The organism is Streptomyces sp. P5F9 (assembly GCF_057961495.1).
Map to the genome: position 1 here is coordinate 1 of NZ_JBXVPZ010000120.1, position 22,688 is coordinate 22,688.

Consider the following 22,688-nt stretch of genomic DNA (forward strand, 5'->3'; position numbering starts at 1 on the left):
CAGATCCACCCGCCGCCCTACCCCGTCCCGCTCCGCCCGCTCGTACGCCAGCCACGCCAGCGCCAGGTCCTGCCATGGCAGCCCGACCGGGGCGTAGACCGAACGCGCACGGGCATCGGTCCGTCCCGGATGGTCGCCGCGCAGCACGTCGCCGAGCGTCGTGTCGATGTCCGTCGGGGTCAACGCGCCCACGGACTCGACCAGTTGGCGGTCGTCGACCACGACCAGCGCCGCGTCCAGCAGGTCGGCGGCGAGTTCCCGCTTGCCCGGCTCGTCGGCGCCCAGGCTGGTGAGGTGCTGTCCCTCCCGGGTGTCCGCGAGGGACAGCAGCGGCGTGCGGGACCAGGTCGCCAGCAGGACGACGTCGGCGGCCGCGGCGATCTCCTTCGGCGAGCCCAGTACCCGGCCGGCGTATTGGGCGGCGAACTCGGTCGCCCGGTCCAAGTCCGTGTCGTGGACGAGGAGTTCGCCGTGCGGCCGGAGCGCGCCCAGGCCCCGCACCATCAACTCGGCCTGCACGCCCGCACCGATGACCCCGATCACCGCATCCTCCGCCGAGCCCGCGAGGGCATCCGTGCCCAGGGCGGCCGCCAGCCCCGTACGCCACGCGGTCACCGTGGCCGAGTCCAGCAGGGCGAGCAACTCGCCGTCCACGCCGCTGTGCAGGCACAGCACGCCCCTCAACGCGGGCCGTGCGTCAGGGAACTTGGCGTTGACCTTCACGGTGTAGGCCCCGATGCCGGGCAGCAGTCCGGGCATCAGCGCGGTAGCCGTACCGGGGAACGGCAGGTCGGTGCGCACCCGTTGGCCCGGGATCGCCACCGGAGCCCCCACGGCGAGGAAGCCGGCCCGCAGCGCGGCGAGGCAGGCCGAGGGGTCCAACAGGGCGCCCAGGTCGCTCCGGGTCAGCAGGCGAGTCATGCGTTCATGATCCGTCAGAAGCGGGGTCGGGGGCGGAGTCGGCGGAGGAGCCGGTCGCGGAGTCGGCGGCGGAATCCGCGGCCGTGGCGGCCTTCTTCGCCCGGCTCGGCTGCACCCTCTTCGGCTCCCCCGGCATCTTCGGGTACTCCGGCGGATACGGCAGATCACCCAGCCCGTGGTCGTGTTCGTCGCGGCGGGCGAGTTCGAGGAGGGCGTCCAGGGAGTAGCGGTGGTCGTCCATGTCGGCGTGCACGTCGCCGAGTTCGGCGAACCGGGCCGGCATGGTCGCGAGGTCGAAGTCCCGGGGGTGCGCGGCGTTGACCTCGTCCCAGCGCAGGGGAGCCGAGACGGGGGCGTGCGGGCGGGGTCGTACGGAATAGGCGGAGGCGATGGTGCGGTCACGGGCGGTCTGGTTGTAGTCGACGAAGATGCGCTCGCCGCGCTCCTCCTTCCACCACTTGACCGTCACCTGGTCCGGCATCCGGCGGGCCAGCTCGCGGCCGACCGCGATGGCCGCGCGGCGGACCTGGGTGAAGGTCCAGCGCGGTTCGATCGGTACGAAGACGTGCAGGCCGCGGCCGCCGGAGGTCTTGGGGAAGCCCTTCAGGCCGCCGAACTCGTCGAGTACGGCGCGGAGTTCGTGGGCGGCGCGGACCGCGTCGTCGTAGTCGGTGCCGGGCTGCGGGTCGAGGTCGATGCGGAGTTCGTCGGGACTGTCGACGTCGTCGCGGCGGACCGGCCAGGGGTGGAAGGTGAGCGTGCCGTACTGGGCGGCCCACAGGACGGCGGCCTGTTCGGTGGGGCACATCTCATCGGCGCTGCGTCCGCTGGGGAAGGTGATGTGGGCGGTCGGGATCCAGTCGGGCATGTTCCTGGGCGCCCGCTTCTGGAAGAAGTTCTCGCCCTCGACCCCGTCCGGATAGCGCTCCAGGGTGGTGGGTCGGTCGCGCAGCGCCCGGAGGATTCCGGGGCCGACCGCGATGTAGTACCGGGCGAGGTCCAGCTTGGTGAAGCCGCGCTCCGGGAAGAAGATCTTGCCTGGACTGGACAGCCGTACGGTCCGGCCGCCCGCCTCCAGTTCCACCGCTTCGCCCATGCGAGCCACCGTAGGCCCGGCGCGCGGACCTCGCACACCGGGCGGCAAGCGACGGACGAGCGCAGAATCGGGAGCATGGATCTGCCGGTGATGCCGCCCGTGAAGCCCATGCTCGCCAAGTCGGTGGCGAGGATTCCGCCGGGCATGCACTACGAGGCGAAGTGGGACGGCTTCCGGGCGATCGTCTTCCGTGACGGCGGAGAGGTCGAGCTGGGCAGCCGTACCGGAAAGCCTTTGACCAGGTACTTTCCCGAACTGGTCGAGGCGCTGACGGAGCGCGTCCCGGAGCGGTGTGTGCTGGACGGCGAGATCGTGATCGCCCGGGACGGGCGGCTCGACTTCGACGCGCTGACCGAGCGCATCCACCCGGCCGAGTCGCGGGTGCGGACGCTGGCCGAGCGGACCCCGGCCTCGTTCGTCGCCTTCGACCTGCTGGCCCTGGCCGACGAGTCGCTGCTCGACGTCCCGCTCGGCGATCGTCGGGCGCTCCTCGAACGGGCGCTGTCCGGCGCGACCGCACCCGTGCATCTGGCGCCCTCGACCACCGACGTCGAGGTGGCGCAGCGGTGGTTCGAGCAGTACGAGGGCGCCGGGCTCGACGGTGTCGTGGCCAAGCCGCTGGACCTGCGCTACCGCCAGGACGAGCGCGCGATGTTCAAGATCAAGCACGAGCGGACCGCGGACGCCGTCGTCGCGGGCTACCGCCTTCACAAGAGCGGCCCCGTCGTGGGCTCGCTCCTTCTCGGCCTCTACGACGATCAGGGCGCCCTGCAACATGTGGGGGTGTCCGCAGCCTTCACCATGAAGCGGCGCGCCGAGCTCATCGAGGAACTCGCGCCGCTGCGCATGGACGACCCGACCGGGCATCCCTGGGCGGCCTGGGCGGAGGAGGCCGCGCACGAGTCGGCCCGGCTGCCGGGCGCCCCGAGCCGCTGGTCCGGCAAGAAGGACCTCTCCTGGGTGCCGCTCAGACCGGAGCGGGTGGCCGAGGTGGCGTACGACCACATGGAGAACGGCGCGCGCTTCCGGCACACGGCGCGTTTCCGCCGCTGGCGTCCCGACCGCACGCCCGAGAGCTGCACGTACGCACAGCTGGAGGAGCCGGTCCGCTACGACCTCGCGGAGATCCTCGGCCCGCAGGATCCGCCGGACTGACCCCTTCCACATCTCGCAGTGGGCCGATCGGCGCAATCGGCGCGCACAATCACAACCGAACGGGTATGGCCACCAATGAACTTATAAGCGCACAATCAAAAACAAAGACTGGTGGCAACGGTGGGCATGGGACAAAGGCCGCCTCGGCGGCGCGGCGCGACAAGAGCGGCGCTGCTGGCCGCCACGATGATGGCCTCCCTGGCGGTGGGCTGCACGGCACATCACGGCAGCTCCCCCGACGACGGGCGCGGACAGAGCCTGCCCCCTACGCAGACCCCGGCCCAGAGCCCGAGCGCCGGCGGCACGGTCGCACCCGCCGCCGGTCCACTGCTCGCGGTGAAGATCGACAATGTGCCCGCCGCCCGCCCCCAGACCGGTCTGGACTCGGCGGACATCGTGTACGCGGAGCAGGTCGAGGGCGGGCTGAGCCGGCTGATGGCGGTGTTCGCCACCAAGCTGCCCAAGTCCGTCGGCCCGGTGCGCAGCGCCCGCATCTCCGACCTGGAACTGCTGCGCCAGTTCGACGACCCGACACTCGCCTTCTCCGGAGCGCAGCACAAACTCCTGCCGCTGATCGCCAAGGCCCCGCTGAGATCGGCGTCGCCCGACGAGGTGTCCGGTGCCTACTACCGGGGCGTCGACAGGTCCGCCCCGCACAACCTCTACCTCCGCCCGAACAAGCTGCTCTCCTCCGCCCCGGGCGCGGCGGCCCTGACCACCGGCTTCCACTACGGCGCGGCCCCTACGGGCGGCAAGCCCACGGCCTCCCGCACCGTGCGCTACCCGGCGGCCCGCTTCACCTTCACCTGGTCCGGGAGCGAGCACCGCTGGCAGGTCAGCGAGGACGGCACGCCCACGGTGTTGACCGGCGGCAAGCGGCTGGCTCCGGCGACGGTCGTCGTGCAGTACGTGAAGATCCGCAAGTCCAAGTACCACGACATCCTCGGCAACAACACGCCGTACACGGAGACCGTCGGCTCCGGGAAGGCGGACGTCCTCCGTGACGGCCGTACCTTCAGCGTCGACTGGAAGCGGCAGAAGGCCACGGACGGAACGGAGTTCACGACCGCGGACGGCACACCGGTGAACTTCGCGAAGGGCCAGGTCTGGGTGGTGTTCGCGAAGGCCTGACCGCCTTGTGCTCTTTCGCGGGTTCGTACGCTTGCGCCACTCTGTCGTCCTTGATCCGTGGGACCGGGGCGGGGGACGGCATGAGCGGACGTGGTTGGTTCAGTGGCCGGAAGTGGTTCCGGAGGGGGGCGCTCTCGCCGAACAGGGACGGCCGGCGACGCGTACCTCCGTGCGGCCGAGTCGGGCAGTGTGAACGCCCAGTACAACCTCGCGCTCGTCTAAACTCGCCCTCGCCGAGCGGCACTTCGAGCGGGCGGCGAAGCAGGGACACCTCGACGCGGGGTTCAGCGGCGCCGCGGTGAATCTGGGGCTGCCGCACCAGGAGGCCCTTCCCTGGTTCCGCGGGGGAGCCGACCTGGGGAACGAGCAGGCGCAGCACGCACTGCGGGTCCTCACCACGCGCGAAGAGGGACAGCCTCCGTTCCCTGGGCCCCGTTCACCGGCGTGCCGCACACTCGTCAGGTGGATACGGAGTACAACAAGGCGGTCGTTCGCGAGCTGGACGAGCTCGGCAACGGTGTCGGCGATCTCGGTCGGCTGGATGCCCTGTGCACGCCCGACATGGTCAACCACGCGTTGGCACCCGGCATGCCGACGGGGATCGAGGGCACACGGCAGTTCCTGCTGCGGGCCCGCCGTGACCTGCATCCGGCCCGCTGGGTGGAGTCGCACCTCGTCGCGGAGGGCGACCTGGTCGTCCAGTTCGGCGTGCGGGAGCACCAGTGGCCCGGAGGAATGTTCCGGGGCTTCGACGTGCCGAGCGGAACGTACCGGAGAGACGCCGCCTTCGCCTACCGTCTGGTCGCGGGACGGATCGCCGAACGCTGGGCGGTACGCGACGACTTGGCGATGCTGCTGCAACTCGGCGCGCTGAAACCTCCGCAGCCTCCACCGCGCTGAGCGCCGGGCGACGCCTAACGCTGCGCGGCGAGGGGCTCCCCGGGATTGCGGAGCCCCTCCGCCGCGTCCGAGACCCGTTGGATGAGGTCGAAGAAGACGGTCTGTTCCTCGGCGGAGAGCGGAGCCAGGAAGACCTGGTTCATCCGGGCCGTACGCACGACCAGCTTGCGGTGCACCCGCGTGCCGTCGGCGGTGAGGCACAGCAGGAAACGACGGCCGTCCTGCGAGTCGCGCACCTTGTCGAGCAGCCCGCGCCGGCTCAGCCGGCTGATCACCTCCGCGATGGTCGACCGGTCCAGGCCCACCCGCTCCCCCACCGTGCGCTGGTCGAGCCCGGGCTCGTCGGCGAGCGCGTTGAGCACCGCGAACTGCGGGGAGGTGATCTCCTCGGAGACCATGGTGTTCCACAGCAGATAGTGCGCCTGCTGGAGTCGCCGGGCGAGGTGCCCGGGGTGGGTGGTGAGGTCCACCGCGGCCATGTGCCCTCCCGACGTCATATTCATCCGTGCACTGAACGATACCTGGAGGCCCTCAGGGTGAGTCCAGTCTTGTGCACCGCCATGCCCCTGCACTTGACCTCGGGCTTCTCCCAGGTCTTGACGGCGGGCTCTCGCAGTGACAGCGTGAAGGAAACTTCACCGAAATGCTCAGTGCCCTGATTACCTGCTGACCGGGCGCTCGAACGGGACGGAGCCTCACGGATGGACAAGGTGGTCGCCACAGCCGACGAGGCCGTGGCCGATGTGCCGGACGGAGCAACGCTCTCCGTCGGCGGCTTCGGGCTGAGCGGTGTGCCGAACGTGCTGATCCAGGCCCTGTACGAGCGCGGCACGACCGGCCTCGGCGTGGTCTCCAACAACTGCGGGGCGATGGAGTCCGGCCTCGCCGTCCTCCTCTCCGCAGGCCGGATCGCGCGGGTGACCGGCTCCTACATCGGCGCCAACAAGGAGTTCGCCCGCCAGTACCTCGCCGGCGAACTGGAGGTCGAGATGATCCCCCAGGGCACCCTCGCGGAGCGACTGCGCGCGGGCGGTGCGGGCATCCCCGCCTTCTACACCCCCGCCGGTGTCGGCACCCAGGTCGCCGAGGGCGGACTGCCCTGGCGCTACGACGGCTCCGGCGGCGTCACGCTCGCCTCGCCGCCGAAGGAGGTGCGGGAGTTCGACGGCACCGAGTACGTCCTGGAACGCGGCATCCGCACCGACTTCGCCCTGGTCCGCGCCGCGAAGGGCGACCGGCACGGCAACCTCGTCTTCAACAAGTCCACCCGGAACTTCAACCCCCTCGCGGCGATGGCGGGCAAGGTGACGATCGCCGAGGTGGAGGAGCTGGTCGAGCCCGGCGCCATCGACCCGGACGCGGTGCACCTGCCCGGGATCTTCGTGCAGCGGGTGGTGGCCCTCACCCCCGAGCAGGCCGCCGACAAGCGGATCGAGCAGCGGACGGTGAGCAGCTGATGGCCTGGACACGCGAGGAGATGGCGGCCCGCACGGCACGCGAACTCCAGGACGGGCAGTACGTCAATCTCGGCATCGGACTGCCGACACTGATCCCCAACTACCTCCCGCCGGGCGTCGAGGTGATCCTGGAGTCGGAGAACGGCATCCTGGGCACCGGCCCGTACCCCACCGAGGACCAGGTCGACCCGGATCTGATCAACGCCGGCAAGGAGACCGTGACGGTCCTGCCGGGCGCCTCCTTCTTCGACTCGGCTCTTTCCTTCGGGATGATCCGGGGCGGGCACATCGACGTCGCCGTGCTGGGCGCGATGCAGGTGTCGGTCGGCGGTGACCTGGCGAACTGGGCGATCCCCGGCAAGATGATCACCGGGATCGGCGGGGCGATGGACCTCGTGCACGGCGCTCGCACGGTCATCGTCGTCATGACCCATGTGGCCAAGGACGGCTCCCCGAAGATCCTCGCGGAGTGCGCGCTGCCGCTCACAGGCAAAGCGTGTGTGAACCGAGTCATCACCGATCTCGGCGTGATCGACGTGTCACCCGAAGGTCTCGTGTTGATCGAGACCGCGCCCGGTGTGAGTGTCGAGGAGATCGTCGCCAAGACCGACGCGAAACTCACCGTCAAGGAAGGCCTGCTGTGAACCCGGTTTACATCGTCGACGCCGTCCGCACCCCCATCGGCAGGTACAGCGGAGGGCTCGCCTCCGTCCGCCCCGACGACCTCGCCGCCCACGCCCTCCGCGAACTCCTCGCCCGCACCCCCGACTTGGACCCGTCCCGCATCGAGGACGTCTACTTCGGCAACGCCAACGGCGCAGGCGAGGAGAACCGCAACGTCGCCCGCATGGCCGGCCTCCTCGCGGGCCTGCCCACCTCCGTACCGGGCGTGACGGTCAACCGGCTCTGCGCGTCCGGCCTCGAAGCGGTCATCCAGGCGGCCCGCGCGATCGCGGTCGGGGACGCCTCCATCGCCGTAGCGGGCGGGGTGGAGTCGATGACCCGGGCGCCGTACGTGCTGCCGAAGTCGGAGCGGCCGTTCCCCGCCGGGCACACCGAGTTGTACTCGACCACGCTCGGCTGGCGCATGGTCAACCCGGCCATGAACCCGGAGTGGACCATCCCGCTCGGCGAGAGCGCGGAGCTGATCGCCGACAAGCACAAGATCGGCCGCGAGCAGCAGGACGAGTTCGCGCTCGCGAGTCACCGGAAGGCGGCCGAGGCGCAGGCCGCAGGGCTCTTCGACGGCGAGATCGCACCCGTGCCGATCCCGCAGCGCAAGGGCGGTCCGGTCGTCTTCGGCGCCGACGAGTCCGTACGGGCGGACGCCTCCCTCGCGGCGATGGCCAAGCTCAAGCCGTCCTTCCGCACGGAGAACGGGACGGTGACCGCGGGCAACGCGTCGCCGCTCAACGACGGTGCCGCGGCACTGTTGTTGGTGGACGAGGAAGGGCTCAAGGCGACCGGCCGTCAGCCCCTCGCCCGTGTGTCCGCCACCGGTGTCTCGGCGATCGACCCGCAGTACTTCGGACTCGCCCCCGTGGAAGCCGTCAGCCGCGCACTCACCAAGGCGGGCAAGGGATTTGACGACCTGTCAGTCCTGGAGCTCAACGAGGCCTTCGCCGCGCAGGTGCTCGGATGTGTCGCCGAGTGGCCGGAGTTCGACCCGGCGATCCTCAATCCCCAGGGCGGTGCCATCGCGCTCGGCCACCCCCTCGGCGCCTCCGGTGCCCGGCTCGCCGGCACCGTCGCCCACCAACTCGCCCGCAAGGGCAGGGGAGTTGGCGTCGCCACCCTCTGCATCGGCGTGGGTCAGGGCCTGGCCCTAGTCCTCGAACGCTAGGAACCCGAACGGTAGGAACTCGAACGGCAGGAACCCCCATGGCTCTCACCCAGCACGACATCGACCTCGAAATAGCGGCCGAGCACGCGACGTACGAGAAGCGGGTCGCCGACGGCGCGCCGGTCGAGCACCACCCGCGCCGCGACTACGCCCCGTACCGTTCCTCGCTGCTCCGCCACCCGAAACAGCCGCCGGTCACCATCGACGTCTCGAAGGACCCGGAGCTGGTGGAGCTGGCCTCCCCCGCCTTCGGCGAGCGGGACATCACGGAGATCGACAACGACCTGACCCGGCAGCACACCGGGGAGCCGATCGGTGAGCGGATCACCGTCTCCGGGCGGTTGTTGGACCGGTCCGGGCGGCCGATCCGCGGCCAGCTGGTCGAGATCTGGCAGGCGAACTCGGCCGGCCGCTACGCCCACCAGCGCGAGCAGCACGACGCCCCGCTGGACCCCAACTTCACCGGTTTCGGGCGCACGTTGACCGACGACGAGGGCAACTACCGCTTCACGACGGTCCAGCCGGGCCCTTACCCCTGGCGCAACCACGTCAACGCCTGGCGCCCGGCACACATCCACTTCTCGATGTTCGGCACGGCGTTCACCCAGCGGCTCGTGACGCAGATGTACTTCCCGAGCGACCCGCTGTTCCCGTACGACCCGATCATCCAGTCGGTGACCGACGACGCGGCCCGGCAGCGCCTCGTCGCGACCTACGACCACGGCCTGTCGGTGCCCGAGTTCTCGATGGGCTACCACTGGGACATCGTGCTCGACGGCCCGCACGCCACCTGGATCGAAGAAGGACGCTGACCCGCCATGACGAAGATCGACACGAGCCGCCCGGAGTCCGTGCTGCCGACCCCGTCGCACACGGTCGGCCCCTTCTACGGCTACGCGCTGCCGTTCCCCGGCGGCGGTGACATCGCGCCCGTCGGGCACCCGGACACGATCACCGTCCAGGGGTACGTCTACGACGGCGAGGGCAATCCGCTGCCGGACGCCTTCGTCGAGCTGTGGGGGCCCGACCCCGAGGGCAACGTCTCCACGACCGACGGCTCGATCCGGCGCGACCCGGCCGGCGGCGGCTATCTCGGCCGCAACGGAGTGGAGTTCACCGGCTGGGGCCGCATCCAGACCGACGCCAACGGTCACTGGTACGCACGGACGCTACGACCGGGCGCGCGCGGCCGGAACGCCCCGTACCTCAGCGCGTGCGTCTTCGCGCGCGGACTGCTGGTGCACCTCTTCACCCGGATCTACCTCCCGGGCGACGACCCCGCCCTCGCCGCGGACCCGCTGCTGTCCGGGCTGGACCCGGCGCGGCGCGACACGCTGATCGCGCAGGACGACGGCAGGGGCACATACCGTTTCGACATCCGCCTTCAGGGCGAAGGCGAAACGGTCTTCCTGGAGTTCCAGTGACAGCTCCCGACCCGTCGGACACCGGCCTGCTCGCCCCCGGGTGGGCCGGCTCTCCCGCCGCGTCCGCGACGAGCGACACCGCGTATCTACGGGCCCTGCTCGACGCGGAGTCCGCGCTCACCCGCGCCCAGGCCGCGCTCGGGCTCGCCCCCGCCGAGGCGGCGACAGCGGTGACGGCCGCGGCCGATGTGGACCGCTCCAACGTGTGGTCCGTCGCGGAACGGGCCCGAGGCGGCGGGAACCCGGTGATCCCGCTGGTCGCCGATCTGACGAAGGCGGTCGGCGAGGAGTACGGCCCGTACGTCCACCGGGGCGCGACCAGCCAGGACATCATGGACACGGCGACGATGCTGGTCGCCGCCCGCACCCTGGACCTGGTCCTGACCGACCTGGCCCGCACGGAGCGCGCGCTGTCGGGGCTTGCCGCCGCCCACCGCGACACCGCGATGCCGGGCCGGACCCTCACCCAGCACGCCGTACCGACGACCTTCGGGCTGAAGGCCGCCGGGTGGCGGTCGCTGGTGCTCGACGCGCGGGACAGGGTGCGTACGGTTCGGGACGGGCTGCCGGTCCAACTCGGGGGCGCGGCAGGCACGTTGGCCGCCTTCACGGCGTACGGCGCCGAGGACGCGCTCGCACTGCCGGACGCGTACGCCCGTGAACTCGGCCTGGCGGCACCGCTGTTGCCCTGGCACACACTCCGGACGCCGGTCGCCGATCTCGCCGGATGCCTGGCCTTCACGGCGGGCGCGCTGGGCAAGCTCGCCGCCGATGTCCTCGTCCTGTGCCGTACGGAGATCGCCGAGGTCTCCGAGGGCAGCGGCGGCGGTTCGTCGGCCATGCCGCACAAGGCGAATCCCGTACGGTCCACGCTGATCGCCGCCGCCGCGCGCCGGGCACCGCAGCTCGCGGCCACCCTCTACGGCTCGCTGGTCGCCGAGGACGAGCGGCCGGCCGGGGCCTGGCACGCCGAGTGGGAGCCGTTGCGGGAGCTGCTGCGGCTGATCGGCGGGGCGGCGCGTGATGCCGCCGAGCTGACCGAGGGGCTGCGGGTGCACCCGGACGTGATGCGTGAACACCTGGATCTCACCCACGGGTTGATCGTCTCCGAGCGGCTGTCGGCCGAGCTGGCGCCGCTGCTCGGGCGGGCCCGGGCCAAGGAATTGCTCACGGAGGTAGCCCGGCGGGCGTACTCCGAGGGCCGTCCGCTGGCCGAACTGCTCGCCGAGGAGCCGGAGTTGAAGGACCTCGACCTCTCCGCGCCGACCGACCCCGCCCGTTACACGGGTTCCGCCGGAGCCCTCACCGACCGTGCGTTGGAGCGACGTTGACCGAGAAACTCCTCAACTTCCGTGCCGAGGGCCCCGATTCCGCTCCCCCGCTGCTGCTCGGGCCCTCGCTGGGCACGTCGTACGCCCTGTGGGACAAGGTCGCTCCCGAACTGTCCGTCACCCACCGGGTGATCCGGTGGGACCTGCCCGGGCATGGTGGCTCGGCGCCCGGGTTGATCGGTCCCGGGGCGACCGTAGGAGACCTCGCCGATCTGGTGCTCGCGCTCGCCGACTCCCTCGGGATCGAGCAATTCGCCTACGCGGGTGTGTCGTTGGGCGGTGCGGTCGGTCTGCACCTGGCCGTGCACCACCCCGAGCGGATCGCGTCGCTCGCCGTCATCTGCTCCTCGGCCCACTTCAACGGGGCGAAGCCGTGGGAGGAACGGGCCGCGCGGGTACGGAGCGAGGGGGTGGGCTGGCTGGTGGAGAGCGCCGACTCCCGTTGGTTCACGCCCGGGTTCACCGTCCCGGAGCTGGTGGCCGACCAGGGCGCCGCCGACCCGGCCGCGTACGCGGCGTGCTGTGACGCGCTGGCCTCCTACGACCTGCGCGAGCGGCTTCCCGAGATCGGCGCGCGGACGCTGGTGATCGCCGGTCGCGAGGACCCGGCGACCCCGCCGGCGCATCTGCGGGAGATCGCGGACGCGGTGGCGGGCTCGGCCCTCGTGGAGATCCCGGGCGCTTCCCATCTGGCCCCCGCGCAGTGCCCGGAGGCGGTCCTCACGGCGCTGCGCGCGCACCTCGGCGGGGGCGTGAGGCGCGGGATGGAGGTACGGCGTGAGGTGCTCGGCGACGCCCACGTGGACCGGGCGCAGGCTCGGCAGACGCCGTTCACCGCGCGGTTCCAGGACTTCATCTCACGGTACGCGTGGGGGGAGATCTGGACCGATCCCACGTTGTCGCGGCGCGAGCGCAGCATGATCACACTCACCGCGTTGATCGCACATGGTCATTACGACGAACTGGCCATGCATGTTCGGGCGGCTCGGCGTAATGGGCTCACGGCGGAGGAGATCGGGGCCGTGTTGTTGCAGAGTGCGGTGTATTGCGGGGTGCCTGCGGCGAACTCGGCGTTCGCTGTGGCGCAGCGGGTGTTGGACGAAGAGGACGACTAAGGGGGCGGGGCTGCCTGCTTGTACGTCGTCTGTGGCTGCGTCGTGGCTGGTCGCGCAGTTCCCCGCGCCCCTAAAAACTTGGGCTGGCCTGTGTTCTTAAGAGGCGCGCAGCTCCTCGCGCCCTAAAGACATGGGCTGGCCTGTGTTCCTAAAGGGCGCGCAGCTCACCGCGCCCCAAAAACACGGGCTGGCCTGCGCTTTTAAGGGGCGCGGGGAACTGCGCGACCAGCCCCCACCGGCCCGCAGCCAAACGACAACTCACCGCAACCCCCTCCCCGTCTCCAGCACCTCCCGCGCCTGAGTCACCAGACCATCCGCCCCGCACGAACGCGCCAGCGTCAGGCCCCTGTTGATCTCCGCCACTGACCGGGCCGCGATGCCGTACTCAACCCGCGCCGCCGCATGCTCGTACTGGCACGGCGAGGACTCCAGATAGGCAACGGCCTGCGCCGCGAGGCGCACCGCCCGCTGACCCGTTTCCAGCGAAGCGGCACAGCGGAGGGCCTCGCCGATCGCCGTGTCCGTGCCGAAGCGCTCGGCCTGCCGGCGGGCGTCGGAGGCGAGCTGGGCCGCGCGGGTCGGGTCCTCGACGGCGAGCGCGCGGGCGAGGTCCACGGCCCAGGGGACCAGGACCGGGTTGTGGTGGCCGCGTACGGTCGCCGCCTTCGCGGCCTGTTCCAGTTCGTTGATGCCCTCCTTCGTGCGGCCGACGGCGAGCAGAAGCCGGCCGCGCACACAGCGCGGGTCGGGCAGCACGATGGTGGACGGGTACGGCGGTGCGAAGCCGTACTGCTCCGCGGTCTCCCAGGCCTCCTCGACATGGCCGCGGGCGAGCAGGGTGTCGACCAGGTTGCAGGTGGCCGACCAGTACAGGGGCAGTCCGCGGCCGACGCGTTCGGCGAGGCGGAGGGATTCGCGCAGCGAGGTCTCGGCGTCGCGGAGGCGGCCGCGCCTGCGGTGGCCGAGGCCGATGTAGGCGTGCGCCAGGGAGAGGTGGCCGCCGCTCCAGCCCGCGGACACATAGGCGCGCAGGGCTTCGTTGTACAGGCTCTCCGCGCGGTCCAGGCGGTCGGTGTAGGCGTACGCGCTGGCGAGCATCATGAGGATCTCGATGCCCCACTCGGTGTCGGTCCAGCCGAGTCCGGGGGCGAGCCGTCCGTTGACGAGGGCGCGGTCGCAGACCTCGGCGACCTCCTCGGCGTTCTCGCCGTGGGTCATGGCGTCGAAGCCGCGCAGGATCAGCAGGGCCCGCTCGGAGTTGTCCCGGCCGGTGCAGGTGCCGGCGAGTGCGGCGAGCCGCTCGGAGCGTCCCGGGGAGATGCCCTCGCCCGGGTAGAAGCCCTCCAACATGTACTGCACGGCCTGGAGCCGCATCCGGGCGGCGCCGGAATCGTGCCGGGCGATCTCCGCCTCGACAGTGAGGACGGCCTCCTCCAACTGGTTGTTGTGGAGCAGTGCCTGGGACAGCCGGAAAACGGCGTCCACGCGTGCGTGGCCGTCGAGGCCGGGCATGCCGAGGGCGGTCTGGAGGTGGCCGATGGTGGTGGCGGGCGCGGTGAGGAGGGTGGCGCAGCCCAGTTCGTAGAGCACGTGCGCGTGGGTCTCGGCGTGCGGCGGCTCCAGGAGCGCGCGCTCCAGACAGCGGCGGGCGGCGTCGGGGGCGCCGATGGAGAGGTGCTCGCGGGCCGCCTCGCGCAGTTGCTCGACGAGTTCCTGGTCGTCGTCCGGGTGGACCTTGAGGAGGTGCCGTGAGGCGGCGGCCGCGCCGAACCCGTTGTCGGTGACGACCTGGGCGGCGATGCCGTGCATGGCCGTGCGCACACCGCCCGGGATGGAGTCGTAGACGTCGCTGGCGATCAGCGGGTGGACGAACTCCAGCTCGCCCGCGCCGGCCTGGGACGCGGCGGGGTCGGGCGCGGTGAGGATGCGGTCGGCGCGCAGCAACTCGGCGCAGCGGACCGCCTCCTCGCGGCTCATGGTGGCGAGCTTGGCGACCAGGTCCACGGAGATGCCGGTGCCGAGGATCGCGGCGGCCCAGGCGAACCGGGTGGCCTCGAAGCCCAGGTCGTCCAGGCGGGCGAGCAGTCCGCCGCCGCGCGCGGAGCGGTTGAGCTCGCGCAGTCCGGCGGCCGAGTCCTCGACGGGGGCGAGGCCGCTGTCCTTCACCTTGGCGAGGAGTTCGACGGTCTCGTACGGGTTGCCGTCGGTGACCGCCCACACCTCGCGGCAGAACGCGCCGTCGGCGTGCGGGCCGAGAGTGGCGCGGGTGAGCCCCGCGGTGGCCTTGGGAGTGAGGGGTTCCAGGACCGTGGGCGGTGGGCCCGCGGCGGCGGCGATCGCGTCCAGGTAGCGGGCGCTCTCCCCGCTGACCTCGCCGGGCCTGCGGGCGACCACGACCAGCACGGACAGGTCGTCGAGGCGCTCGGCGAACGCGGCGAGCCAGCGCAGGGTCTCCTGGTCGGCCCAGTGGGCGTCGTCGATCAGCAGGACCAGCGGCCAGTCGCGTTTGGCGAGGCGGCGCACGGCGGCGACCAGTCCGTCGCACACGCCCTGCGGGTCGGCCTGCCGCTCGCCGGGTTCGGTGACGCCGAGGGCGGGGCCCGCGATGTCGTACCAGTCGCCGAGATACTCGCGGACCTCCTCCGGCATCAGCGAGAGGAGCGCGGGCTGCAGCAACTGCCGTACGACGTTGAAGGGGACGGACTTGAGGGTCTCGCCTCCGCGGGTGTGCCAGACCACGCACTTGCGTGCCTCGGCGATACGGCGGGTCTCGGCCAGCAGCGCGGTCTTGCCGAAGCCGGCCTCGGCCCGGACCATCAGCAGGCTGCCCGAGGACGACTCGTCGGCGCGCAGGCGGTCGATCGCCTCCGCCACACCGGCGACTTCCTCGTCACGCTCCCACAAGGAGGCCGAGGCGGCCTCCGGAGGCCGTTCCTCCGTCATCCCGATACCTCCCCAGTAGCCCGAACGACGTACAGCCCTTGAGCGTAGCCGTCCGGATGCCGAAGTGGAGGCCGGTCCGGGGAGCTGTTGCCGCATCGGGTGACGGCTGGCTCCATAGGCATGACGAGCAGTCAGAAGACGCCGGAACAAAGCCACTTCCGGTCAATCCCGTAACACTGCGGAGCATCGTCCACCAAGCCTGTGACTTCGCTCAAATCCGTGGTGGCTGGGCCCTGGGCGGTCACCCACCGGAAGGTCATCGAGAACTGCACGGGCGGCACCGTCACCAAGAGCAGCCTCGCCGCCGCGGTGAAGAAGACGTACTGCTGATCACGCCCGCCGCCCGGGTGGAAGCACTGCGGCCGGATCCTCTCATCCCTCTTTCACCGACGCCTCATACGGTAGGGGCATGACGCAGGTGACTCCCCCCGGGTGGTACCCCGATCCCGGACAGACGAATGACGGTCCCGCCGCCGAGCGCTGGTGGGACGGCAAGGCATGGACGGACCGCACTCGGCCCGCCGGGTCGGGCGCCGAATGGGGTCCCCCGACGGAGCCGCCGTACGGCGGTGCGTACCCGGCGTATCCCGCCGCACCCCCGGCCGCGCCGCGCCGCAATCTGCGCACGGGCATAGCCGTGGCGGTGGCCGTGGCGGTTCTCACGGCCATCGGCGTCGGTGCGTACGCGCTGTCCGACAACGGCAGCGGGAGCGGAACCCAGGCCGGCAACCAGCAGGCGCCGAACGGGCAGGGCGGCTTCGGCGGCCAGGGCGGGACCGAGGGGCAGGGCGGCACGGGCGGTTCCGGTGGCACCGGCGGCCAGACCGATCCCTTCGGCGGGTCCGGCGGGACGGGTGGTTCCGGTGGTACGGGCGGTGCGACGCCCGCTCCCAGCCAGTCGGCGGAACCGAAGGTGAAGGCCGGCGGCACCGTGACCGACTCGCTCGACGGCATCAGCTTCACCGTGCCGTCCGACTGGTACGGCCAGGTCATCCAGGTCGGCGCATCGGTCACGTCGAACACGTCCTACAAGTGCCCCGGCAACACCTCTCAGAACTGCACCGACGGCGGGGCGTACTCCGCGCCCGCGGTGGTGCTGGGCACGAAGGGCAGCACGGCGGAGGCGGTCGCGAAGGCAGACATCGCCGCCAACGCCAAGGAGTCCTACGGCGGTACGACCTACGGCAGCATCACCTCCCACGAGGTCCTCGCCTCGAAGGCCGTCACCGTGGCCGGGCAGAAGGGCTATCTGGTCCGCTGGAAGGCGGTCACCAGCAAGGGTGCCGACGGGTATGTCGAGTCGCTCGCGTTCCCGTCGCCGGCCAGCGCGAGTCAGATCGTCGTGGTCCGGTTCGGTGTCGACGTGGGCCAGAAGCAGTCCGTGATCGACGAGATCACCTCGAACATCAAGGTGGCCTCGGGCAGCGGCGGCGACGGACAGAAGATCTGAACTCCCGCCGTAGGCAAGTCAGTTCCCCGGACACCGGTCGGCCGGGTGGGGCGCCTCTCCGCTCAAGAGGAACCCCACCCGGCCGGGGGGTGCGCGCCGCCCCCGTCCCCACGGTGCGGCGCGATCAGGTCACCGTCCAGTCATCCCATGGACGGCGGCCTGGTTCTCAGGTGAGGCCGAGTGCGGGCAGCACCGCGGCCTCCACGAATCTGACGAGGTAGTCGGGGTCGGCGTAACAGCCCTCCAGGACCGGACGGGCCCGCAGGACGCCGAAGATCTGGGCGGGGACGTACGGCAGGGCCGGGTGGTCGGCCGGGATCTCGCCGCGCTCCACACCGCGGCGCAGGATGTCCTCCAGCGCGGCGATCTCGGGATGGACGAGTGCCTCGCGTACCGCCTGGGCGAGTTCGCTGTCCTGGATGACGGCGTGGCCGAGTGCCGAGACGAGTTTCGTGTCCTTCGCCGACCAGGCGCCCGCCGCCCGCGCGGCCTGGCGCAGGTCCTCCGCGAGCGATCCCGTGTCGATGCCGGTGAAGTGCACCCGGCGGTTGGCGCGCAGCGCGGCGGCGACGAACTGGGGCTTGGTCCCCCACTGCCGGTAGAGCGTGGACTTGCTGCAGCGCGTGCTGCTGGCGACGCCCTCCATGCTGACGGAGTCGTACCCGCATTCCCGGATCTGTTCGAGCACGGCGTCGAAGAACTCCCGCTCACGCTCAGGCGTGATCTTGGAGCGGCGCGAGGCGGCGACCGTGTCCGGTCCGTCCTCAGCCTGCGACGTCATGGCTCGTCTCCTCGCTCGGTCCGCGGCCCCGGGGCCGCTCTCCCAGTGTGTCTCGTTTCGCTATCGATACGCCAGTGTACCGGTACTCCGCCGTATCGGTACACGCGCGTATCGGTACACTGTCGTATCGGAACGAACTCGTACCGATGAGTTCGGTCCGCCGGAAGGGTCACAAACCCAGCCAGCACCACCACACGCACCACCGTCAGCGAAGGGGCCGGGGGATGAATGCCCGAACCGAGCCTGCAGAGAAGGGGACCAGCGCGATAGCGCGGCCCCCTCTCGTCCGTGAGCTCCTGCTCGTCGCAGGGCTCTTCCTCGTCTACAAGTTCGGCCGCCAGCTGGCGACGGGCCACACCGGTGAGGCCCTGCACAACGCCCGCCACGTGTGGGACCTGGAACGGACCCTGCGTCTCCCGGGCGAGGGCTCGGTGCAGTCGGTGCTGCTGCACAGCGACACCCTCGTGCACATCGCGAACACCTTCTACGCGACCGTCCACTTCCCGGCCACCGTGGCCTTCCTGGTCTGGCTGTACCTGCGGCGCCCCGCGCACTACGTCTGGGCCCGCCGGGTCCTCGCGACGGTGACCTCCGCCGCCCTGGTGCTGCCCTTCGTGTTCCCCCTCGCACCCCCGCGCATGCTGGCCGCGACGGGCCTGGTCGACACCGCCAAGGTCTACGGCCCCTCGGTGTACGGCCCGCCGACCAGCGACCACCTCTCGAACCAGTTCGCGGCGATGCCCTCGCTGCACTTCGGCTGGGCCCTGATGGTGGCGATCGGCCTGATCGTCGCCACGCGGTCACGCTGGCGCTGGCTGTGGCTGCTGCACCCGCTGGTCACGCTGATCGTGATCGTGGGCACGGCGAACCACTACTGGCTCGACGCGATCGTGGCCACCGCCATGCTCGGCATCGCCCTCGCACTGATCCATCCCCCGCACCGCACGGCGACCACGGCCGGCCGCGGCCAGCCCCAGCTCGTCCCCGAAGAGCAGCCGGTTCTCGTCGGAGCCGGCCGATGAACGCCACCCTCGTCGCCGTCGTCCTGTCCCTGTTCTCGGCCGTGGCCTACGCGGCCGCGGCCGTGGCCCAGGAACGGCTGGCCTCCCGCAACTCCGACGCGGGCATGCTCCGACTGCTCGCCAGCGGATCCTGGTGGTGGACGGTCGTCCTGAACGCGTCGGCCGCGCTGCTCCACGTCGTGGCCCTCAAGTACGGCCCGCTGACCGTCGTACAACCGCTGGGAGCCCTCACCCTCGTCGCCGCCGTCCCGATGGGCGCCCGGGTGGCCGGCCGTCGGGTCACCGCTGTCGAGTGGCGCGGCACCGCCCTCACCCTGCTCGGCCTGTCGGCCCTGCTGGTCACGGCGTCGGGCCCGCAGCCCGACCAAGTACTCACCGTTCCCCAGGCGTTGGCGGTCGCGGGCACGACGTCCGCCCTGATCGGCCTGCTGGCCCGCCGCGGTGCGAAGCCCGGTCTACGGCATGCCTCGGCTTCCGGTGTCGCCTCGGGTGTGGCCTCAGCGCTCACGCAGACCGTGACGGTCGCGGCGACGGACCGTTCGGGCCCGCTGCTGAGCATGCAGGTGGTCGGAGTCGCCCTGCTGGTCGCGGTGTTCGCGGCGGGCGGGCTGCTGCTCTCGCAGACCGCCTACCGGGGCGGTCTCGGCGCCCCGCTCGCGGTGGTGACCCTGGCGAACCCGGTGGCCGCCGCCGCGATCGGCCTCGCGCTGCTGGGCGAACGCCTCCAGGGCGGCGCGGCAGGCATCCTCCTCGCCCTGGCGGGAGCCGGAATCGCGTCTTGGGGTGTGGTCCTGCTGACCCGGGTGACACCCGCCGTACCGCTGATGCACGAGTACGACGACCACGATCACCCCGTGGCCGCCGTCCTGGCGCTGGAACCCCGATCGGCTTCGGCCGAACCGGCGTTGCTGCCCCGGCAGCCGGACCGGAAGTCCACGCCGGGGCATCTCACCGCACTGTGACCAGGGTCAGCCGAGGCCGCGCGAGTCCTGCTTGAGCGCGGTGTCGACGGTCAGGGCCGCCGACACCACCAGGCTCAACAGGGGCTCGGGCAGCTGGTAGTGGATCTGCAGGACGTAGTTGTCCGCGGTGGTGAACATCGTCTTGGCGAGGCCTTCCCAGGTCTTGGTGATCCGGGCGACCTCGTTGTCCGCGTGGTCGACGATCGCGAAGTTCCACGCCCGCCAGTTCTCCGCCTTGATCGCGCCGATCTGCTGACCGTTGGCGTTCAGCGCGAAGTTGATCTTCCCGATCATGTTCTGCTGCACGATCTCGCCCACCGGTGAGCCGTCCGGACGGGACACGATCACCTTGGACTTCATGATCTTCGCCGGCCGGGTCAGCACCAACTGCGGCTGCCCGTAGGCGTCCCGGATCTCCAGCCGGTGGGTCATGAACTGGTCGAGGCTGGAGACGAAGCGCAACGCCTTCTTCAGCGTGCTCTGGCCGACCTCGTCGACCGAGCCGATCACATTGCCGTTCTGATCCATGACCTTGTACTCGTTGGTCAGCTCGATCAGCTTGGCCTTCTGGTTCACCACGAGCACCGGCTCGCTGAACAGGCTGCCGCCGCCGGGGCCGCCGCCGGCGACCCCGGCCTGCTGCTGCACCTGCTGCTTCACCTGGCGCTGGGCCCGCGGGTCCGGCCCCGCCTGCTGCTGCGGCACGGCCTGCGGCTGCTGCTGGGCGGCCTGGCCCTGCTGGTCCGCGTTGGTGTGCTCGGTCCACTTCACGCCGTCCCAGTACCGGAGGGTCTGAGGCGCTCCGTGCGGATCCGGGTACCAGCCTGCAGGTGTGTTCGAATGCGTGGTCACCGGGGCACACTACCGCGAGTGCCCCGGAAAACAACCGGTCTCACTAAGCCCCTCAAGCGGTCGCGATCGCCGGGTCGCTGACCCCCGGCCGGCCGTTCTCGACATGTCCGGCGAATCGCCGCAGGAACGCCGCGTCGCCGTCGGAGGTGACCGTCAGGTCGTACCACCGCTTGCTCGCGCCCAGGTCGACGGTGTGCCGTACGGTGGCGCCCGCCCGCACCTTGAAGGTCTGGGAACGGCCGCCGTAGCCGTTGGCGACCTTCAACCGCACTGTCCCGGAGCCCTTGTTGGTGAAGGTCAGCTCGACGTCGTCGCCGCGGTTCCGCGCGGTGACCTCGGGTCCGGCGGTCTTGCCGGGGCCCTTGAAGACGCGCAGGAAGCCGTTCGGGCCGTGCACGGTCAGGTCGTACGAGCCGTTCGAGTACGCCGAGTTCCAGGCGTCCGAGACGGACTTGCCGGCCTCGGTGGTGTAACTCCAGGGCCCGTCCGTGCGGTTGGCGGAGGTGACGAGGAAGTTGGCGCCGGCCTTCGCGCCGGAGGCGAAGGTGAGCGTGAACTTCCCGGCCGCCGTGTCGGCCGAACCGTCCACCGTGGCCGCGTACTTGAGCGGCCGGGCCGGGCGCAGTCCGCGTTCCTGCTTGGGCAGTACCGGGTTGGCGGGCGGGGTCGGCACGTAGTCCGGGTGACGGTTCTTGTCCGGCGGCTGGTAGCCGTCGGTGTCCGGCAGCGGGACCTTCTCGACGTCCTTGTGGGAGAAGTCGAAGGCTCCGGTCAGGTCGCCGCAGATCGCGCGCCGCCACGGCGAGATGTTGGGCTCGTGGACACCGAAGCGGGTCTCCATGAACCGGATGACCGAGGTGTGGTCGAAGGTCTCCGAGCAGACGTAACCGCCCTTGCTCCAGGGCGAGACGACGATCATCGGCACGCGCTGGCCCAGTCCGTAGGGACCGGCCGGGTGGCCGGCGTCGCCCTTGAACAGGTCGGGGCCGACGTCGACGGTCGACTTGCCCTGCGCGGCCGAGCCCGGCGCGAACGGCGGGAGCAGGTGGTCGAAGAAGCCGTCGTTCTCGTCGTACGTGATGAACAGGGCCGTCTTCGCCCAGACCTCCGGGTCGGAGGTCAGCGCGTCCAGGACCTGGGCGACGTACCAAGCGCCGTAGTTCGCGGGCCAGTTGGGGTGCTCGGTGAAGGCCTCGGGGGCGACGATCCAGGAGATCTTCGGCAGCTTGCCACCCTTGACGTCGGCCTTCAGCTGGTCGAAGAAACCCTCGCCCTTGCGGGCGTCGGTGCCGGTGCGGGCCTTGTCGTAGAGCGGGTCGCCGGGCTGGGCGTTCTGGAACTGCTTGAAGTACAGCAGCGAGTTGTCGCCGTAGTTGCCGCGGTACGCGTCCTGGATCCAGCCCCAACTGCCGTTCGCGTCGAGGCCGTCGCCGACGTCCTGGTAGATCTTCCAGGAGACCCCGGCCTTCTCCAGACGCTCGGGGTACGTCGTCCAGCTGTAGCCGGCCTCGTCGTTGCCGAGGACCGGGCCGCCGCCGACGCCGTCGTTGCCGGTGTAGCCCGTCCACATGTAGTAGCGGTTCGGGTCGGTCGAGCCGATGAACGAGCAGTGGTACGCGTCGCAGATGGTGAAGGAGTCGGCGAGCGCGTAGTGGAACGGGATGTCCTCGCGGGTCAGGTACGCCATCGTCGTGGAGCCCTTGGACGGCACCCACTTGTCGTACTTGCCGCCGTCGAACGCGGCGTGCCCGTCGTTCCAGCCGTGCGGGAGGTCCTGGATGAACTGCAGGCCCAGGTCGTCGGCCTCGGGGCGGAACGGGAGGATGTCCTTCGTGCCGTCCGACTGGTACCAGACCGGTTTTCCGTCCTGCCGGGTCACGACCGGACGCGGGTCGCCGAAACCCCGGACGCCTCTGAGCGAGCCGAAGTAGTGGTCGAAGGACCGGTTCTCCTGCATCAGGACGACGATGTGCTCGACGTCCTCGATGCTCCCCGAACGGTGGTTCGCCGGGAGCGCGGCGGCACGCTCGATGCTGTTCGACAGTGCCGTGAAGGCCGTGGTGGCCCCCGCGAGTTGGAGAAAACGACGCCGATTGACTTCGGACATGGGTGAGGCACCTCTCATCCTGACGCGCGGCCGGCCGGAACATGGCGAAATGCGCGCGGTGCGAGTGTTCCAAGAGCAACAAACGTCAGGGAAGGGTCTGGTGGCGCCCATGTGAAACTCGCCCGTACGTGCGGGGGCGGCTCCGCACCGCCGACCACGTCACGTTGCGGCGAGGGCTTCGGTGGGGGTGAGGTGGGA

The 22,688-nt window shown here is 70.9% G+C and carries 20 protein-coding genes; 13 read left to right on the forward strand and 7 right to left on the reverse strand.

Features of this window, described 5'->3' with window-relative positions:
- Nucleotides 1-921 (reverse strand): ornithine cyclodeaminase family protein (locus tag AC31A1_RS20555; RefSeq protein ID WP_489654701.1); only part of this gene is annotated, 921 nt, incomplete at its 3' end.
- Between the two features lie 4 nt (nucleotides 922-925).
- On the reverse strand, nucleotides 926-2,017 hold the full coding sequence (ligD, locus tag AC31A1_RS20560; protein WP_489654702.1) for a non-homologous end-joining DNA ligase: 1,092 nt from the start codon (nucleotides 2,015-2,017) through the stop codon (nucleotides 926-928).
- Between the two features lie 75 nt (nucleotides 2,018-2,092).
- Here ligD and AC31A1_RS20565 point away from each other — a divergent pair, with 75 nt between their 5' ends.
- The 3 genes from AC31A1_RS20565 (at nucleotide 2,093) to AC31A1_RS20575 (ending at nucleotide 5,203) form a co-directional block, all read left to right on the forward strand.
- Complete coding sequence (locus AC31A1_RS20565) at nucleotides 2,093-3,172, forward strand: ATP-dependent DNA ligase (protein WP_489654703.1); 1,080 nt, start codon at nucleotides 2,093-2,095, stop codon at nucleotides 3,170-3,172.
- 126 nt (nucleotides 3,173-3,298) lie between these two features.
- A complete protein-coding gene (locus tag AC31A1_RS20570; protein WP_489654704.1) occupies nucleotides 3,299-4,303 on the forward strand; it encodes a DUF3048 domain-containing protein in 1,005 nt (334 codons plus the stop codon).
- Nucleotides 4,304-4,765: 462 nt separating this feature from the next.
- The gene (locus tag AC31A1_RS20575) at nucleotides 4,766-5,203 is read left to right on the forward strand and encodes an ester cyclase (RefSeq protein ID WP_489654705.1); all 438 of its coding nucleotides are present in this window, start codon (nucleotides 4,766-4,768) and stop codon (nucleotides 5,201-5,203) included.
- A 14-nt stretch (nucleotides 5,204-5,217) separates the two neighbouring features.
- On the opposite strand, the gene AC31A1_RS20580 is transcribed toward AC31A1_RS20575, so the two are convergent.
- Nucleotides 5,218-5,682 (reverse strand): MarR family winged helix-turn-helix transcriptional regulator, encoded by a 465-nt coding sequence (locus tag AC31A1_RS20580; RefSeq protein ID WP_489654706.1) that lies wholly within the window; start codon nucleotides 5,680-5,682, stop codon nucleotides 5,218-5,220.
- 222 nt (nucleotides 5,683-5,904) lie between these two features.
- Here AC31A1_RS20580 and AC31A1_RS20585 point away from each other — a divergent pair, with 222 nt between their 5' ends.
- The 7 genes from AC31A1_RS20585 to pcaDC are packed head-to-tail and all read left to right on the forward strand — an operon-like array spanning nucleotide 5,905 to nucleotide 12,373.
- Nucleotides 5,905-6,660 (forward strand): CoA transferase subunit A, encoded by a 756-nt coding sequence (locus AC31A1_RS20585; RefSeq protein ID WP_489654707.1) that lies wholly within the window; start codon nucleotides 5,905-5,907, stop codon nucleotides 6,658-6,660.
- A complete protein-coding gene (locus AC31A1_RS20590) occupies nucleotides 6,660-7,304 on the forward strand; it encodes a CoA transferase subunit B (RefSeq protein WP_489654708.1) in 645 nt (214 codons plus the stop codon). Before AC31A1_RS20585 ends, AC31A1_RS20590 begins: the two co-directional genes overlap by 1 nt.
- A complete protein-coding gene (locus AC31A1_RS20595; protein WP_489654709.1) occupies nucleotides 7,301-8,503 on the forward strand; it encodes a thiolase family protein in 1,203 nt (400 codons plus the stop codon). The genes AC31A1_RS20590 and AC31A1_RS20595 overlap by 4 nt, the downstream gene beginning before the upstream one ends.
- 38 nt (nucleotides 8,504-8,541) lie before the next feature.
- A complete protein-coding gene (pcaH, locus tag AC31A1_RS20600) occupies nucleotides 8,542-9,315 on the forward strand; it encodes a protocatechuate 3,4-dioxygenase subunit beta (protein ID WP_489654710.1) in 774 nt (257 codons plus the stop codon).
- A 6-nt stretch (nucleotides 9,316-9,321) separates the two neighbouring features.
- Complete coding sequence (gene pcaG / locus AC31A1_RS20605) at nucleotides 9,322-9,927, forward strand: protocatechuate 3,4-dioxygenase subunit alpha (protein WP_489654711.1); 606 nt, start codon at nucleotides 9,322-9,324, stop codon at nucleotides 9,925-9,927.
- Nucleotides 9,924-11,258 carry a 3-carboxy-cis,cis-muconate cycloisomerase gene (gene pcaB, locus AC31A1_RS20610; protein ID WP_489654712.1) on the forward strand — a complete coding sequence of 445 codons (1,335 nt, stop codon included), beginning with the start codon at nucleotides 9,924-9,926 and terminating at the stop codon, nucleotides 11,256-11,258. Before pcaG ends, pcaB begins: the two co-directional genes overlap by 4 nt.
- Entirely contained in the window at nucleotides 11,255-12,373 is a 1,119-nt protein-coding gene (gene pcaDC / locus AC31A1_RS20615) for a bifunctional 3-oxoadipate enol-lactonase/4-carboxymuconolactone decarboxylase PcaDC (RefSeq protein WP_489654713.1), read from the forward strand. Before pcaB ends, pcaDC begins: the two co-directional genes overlap by 4 nt.
- Nucleotides 12,374-12,631: 258 nt before the next feature.
- On the opposite strand, the gene AC31A1_RS20620 is transcribed toward pcaDC, so the two are convergent.
- A complete protein-coding gene (locus AC31A1_RS20620) occupies nucleotides 12,632-15,316 on the reverse strand; it encodes an ATP-binding protein (RefSeq protein WP_489654714.1) in 2,685 nt (894 codons plus the stop codon).
- 409 nt (nucleotides 15,317-15,725) lie between these two features.
- Here AC31A1_RS20620 and AC31A1_RS20625 point away from each other — a divergent pair, with 409 nt between their 5' ends.
- The gene (locus tag AC31A1_RS20625; protein WP_489654715.1) at nucleotides 15,726-16,766 is read left to right on the forward strand and encodes a DUF2510 domain-containing protein; all 1,041 of its coding nucleotides are present in this window, start codon (nucleotides 15,726-15,728) and stop codon (nucleotides 16,764-16,766) included.
- A 166-nt stretch (nucleotides 16,767-16,932) separates the two neighbouring features.
- Here the strand turns inward: AC31A1_RS20625 and AC31A1_RS20630 are convergent, their stop codons facing one another.
- On the reverse strand, nucleotides 16,933-17,547 hold the full coding sequence (locus AC31A1_RS20630) for a TetR/AcrR family transcriptional regulator (protein WP_329261715.1): 615 nt from the start codon (nucleotides 17,545-17,547) through the stop codon (nucleotides 16,933-16,935).
- Between the two features lie 224 nt (nucleotides 17,548-17,771).
- On the opposite strand from AC31A1_RS20630, the gene AC31A1_RS20635 reads away from it, so the two are divergent.
- On the forward strand, nucleotides 17,772-18,569 hold the full coding sequence (locus AC31A1_RS20635; RefSeq protein WP_489654716.1) for a phosphatase PAP2 family protein: 798 nt from the start codon (nucleotides 17,772-17,774) through the stop codon (nucleotides 18,567-18,569).
- Nucleotides 18,566-19,531: a DMT family protein gene (locus AC31A1_RS20640; RefSeq protein ID WP_489654717.1), complete on the forward strand. Its 966-nt coding sequence runs from the start codon at nucleotides 18,566-18,568 to the stop codon at nucleotides 19,529-19,531. The genes AC31A1_RS20635 and AC31A1_RS20640 overlap by 4 nt, the downstream gene beginning before the upstream one ends.
- A 6-nt stretch (nucleotides 19,532-19,537) precedes the next feature.
- Here the strand turns inward: AC31A1_RS20640 and AC31A1_RS20645 are convergent, their stop codons facing one another.
- Both AC31A1_RS20645 and AC31A1_RS20650 read right to left on the reverse strand, forming a co-directional pair.
- On the reverse strand, nucleotides 19,538-20,383 hold the full coding sequence (locus AC31A1_RS20645; RefSeq protein WP_489654718.1) for an LURP-one-related family protein: 846 nt from the start codon (nucleotides 20,381-20,383) through the stop codon (nucleotides 19,538-19,540).
- A 52-nt stretch (nucleotides 20,384-20,435) separates the two neighbouring features.
- Nucleotides 20,436-22,490, reverse strand: coding sequence for a phosphocholine-specific phospholipase C (locus AC31A1_RS20650; RefSeq protein ID WP_489654719.1), 2,055 nt, complete (start codon nucleotides 22,488-22,490; stop codon nucleotides 20,436-20,438).
- Nucleotides 22,491-22,688 lie beyond the last annotated feature (198 nt).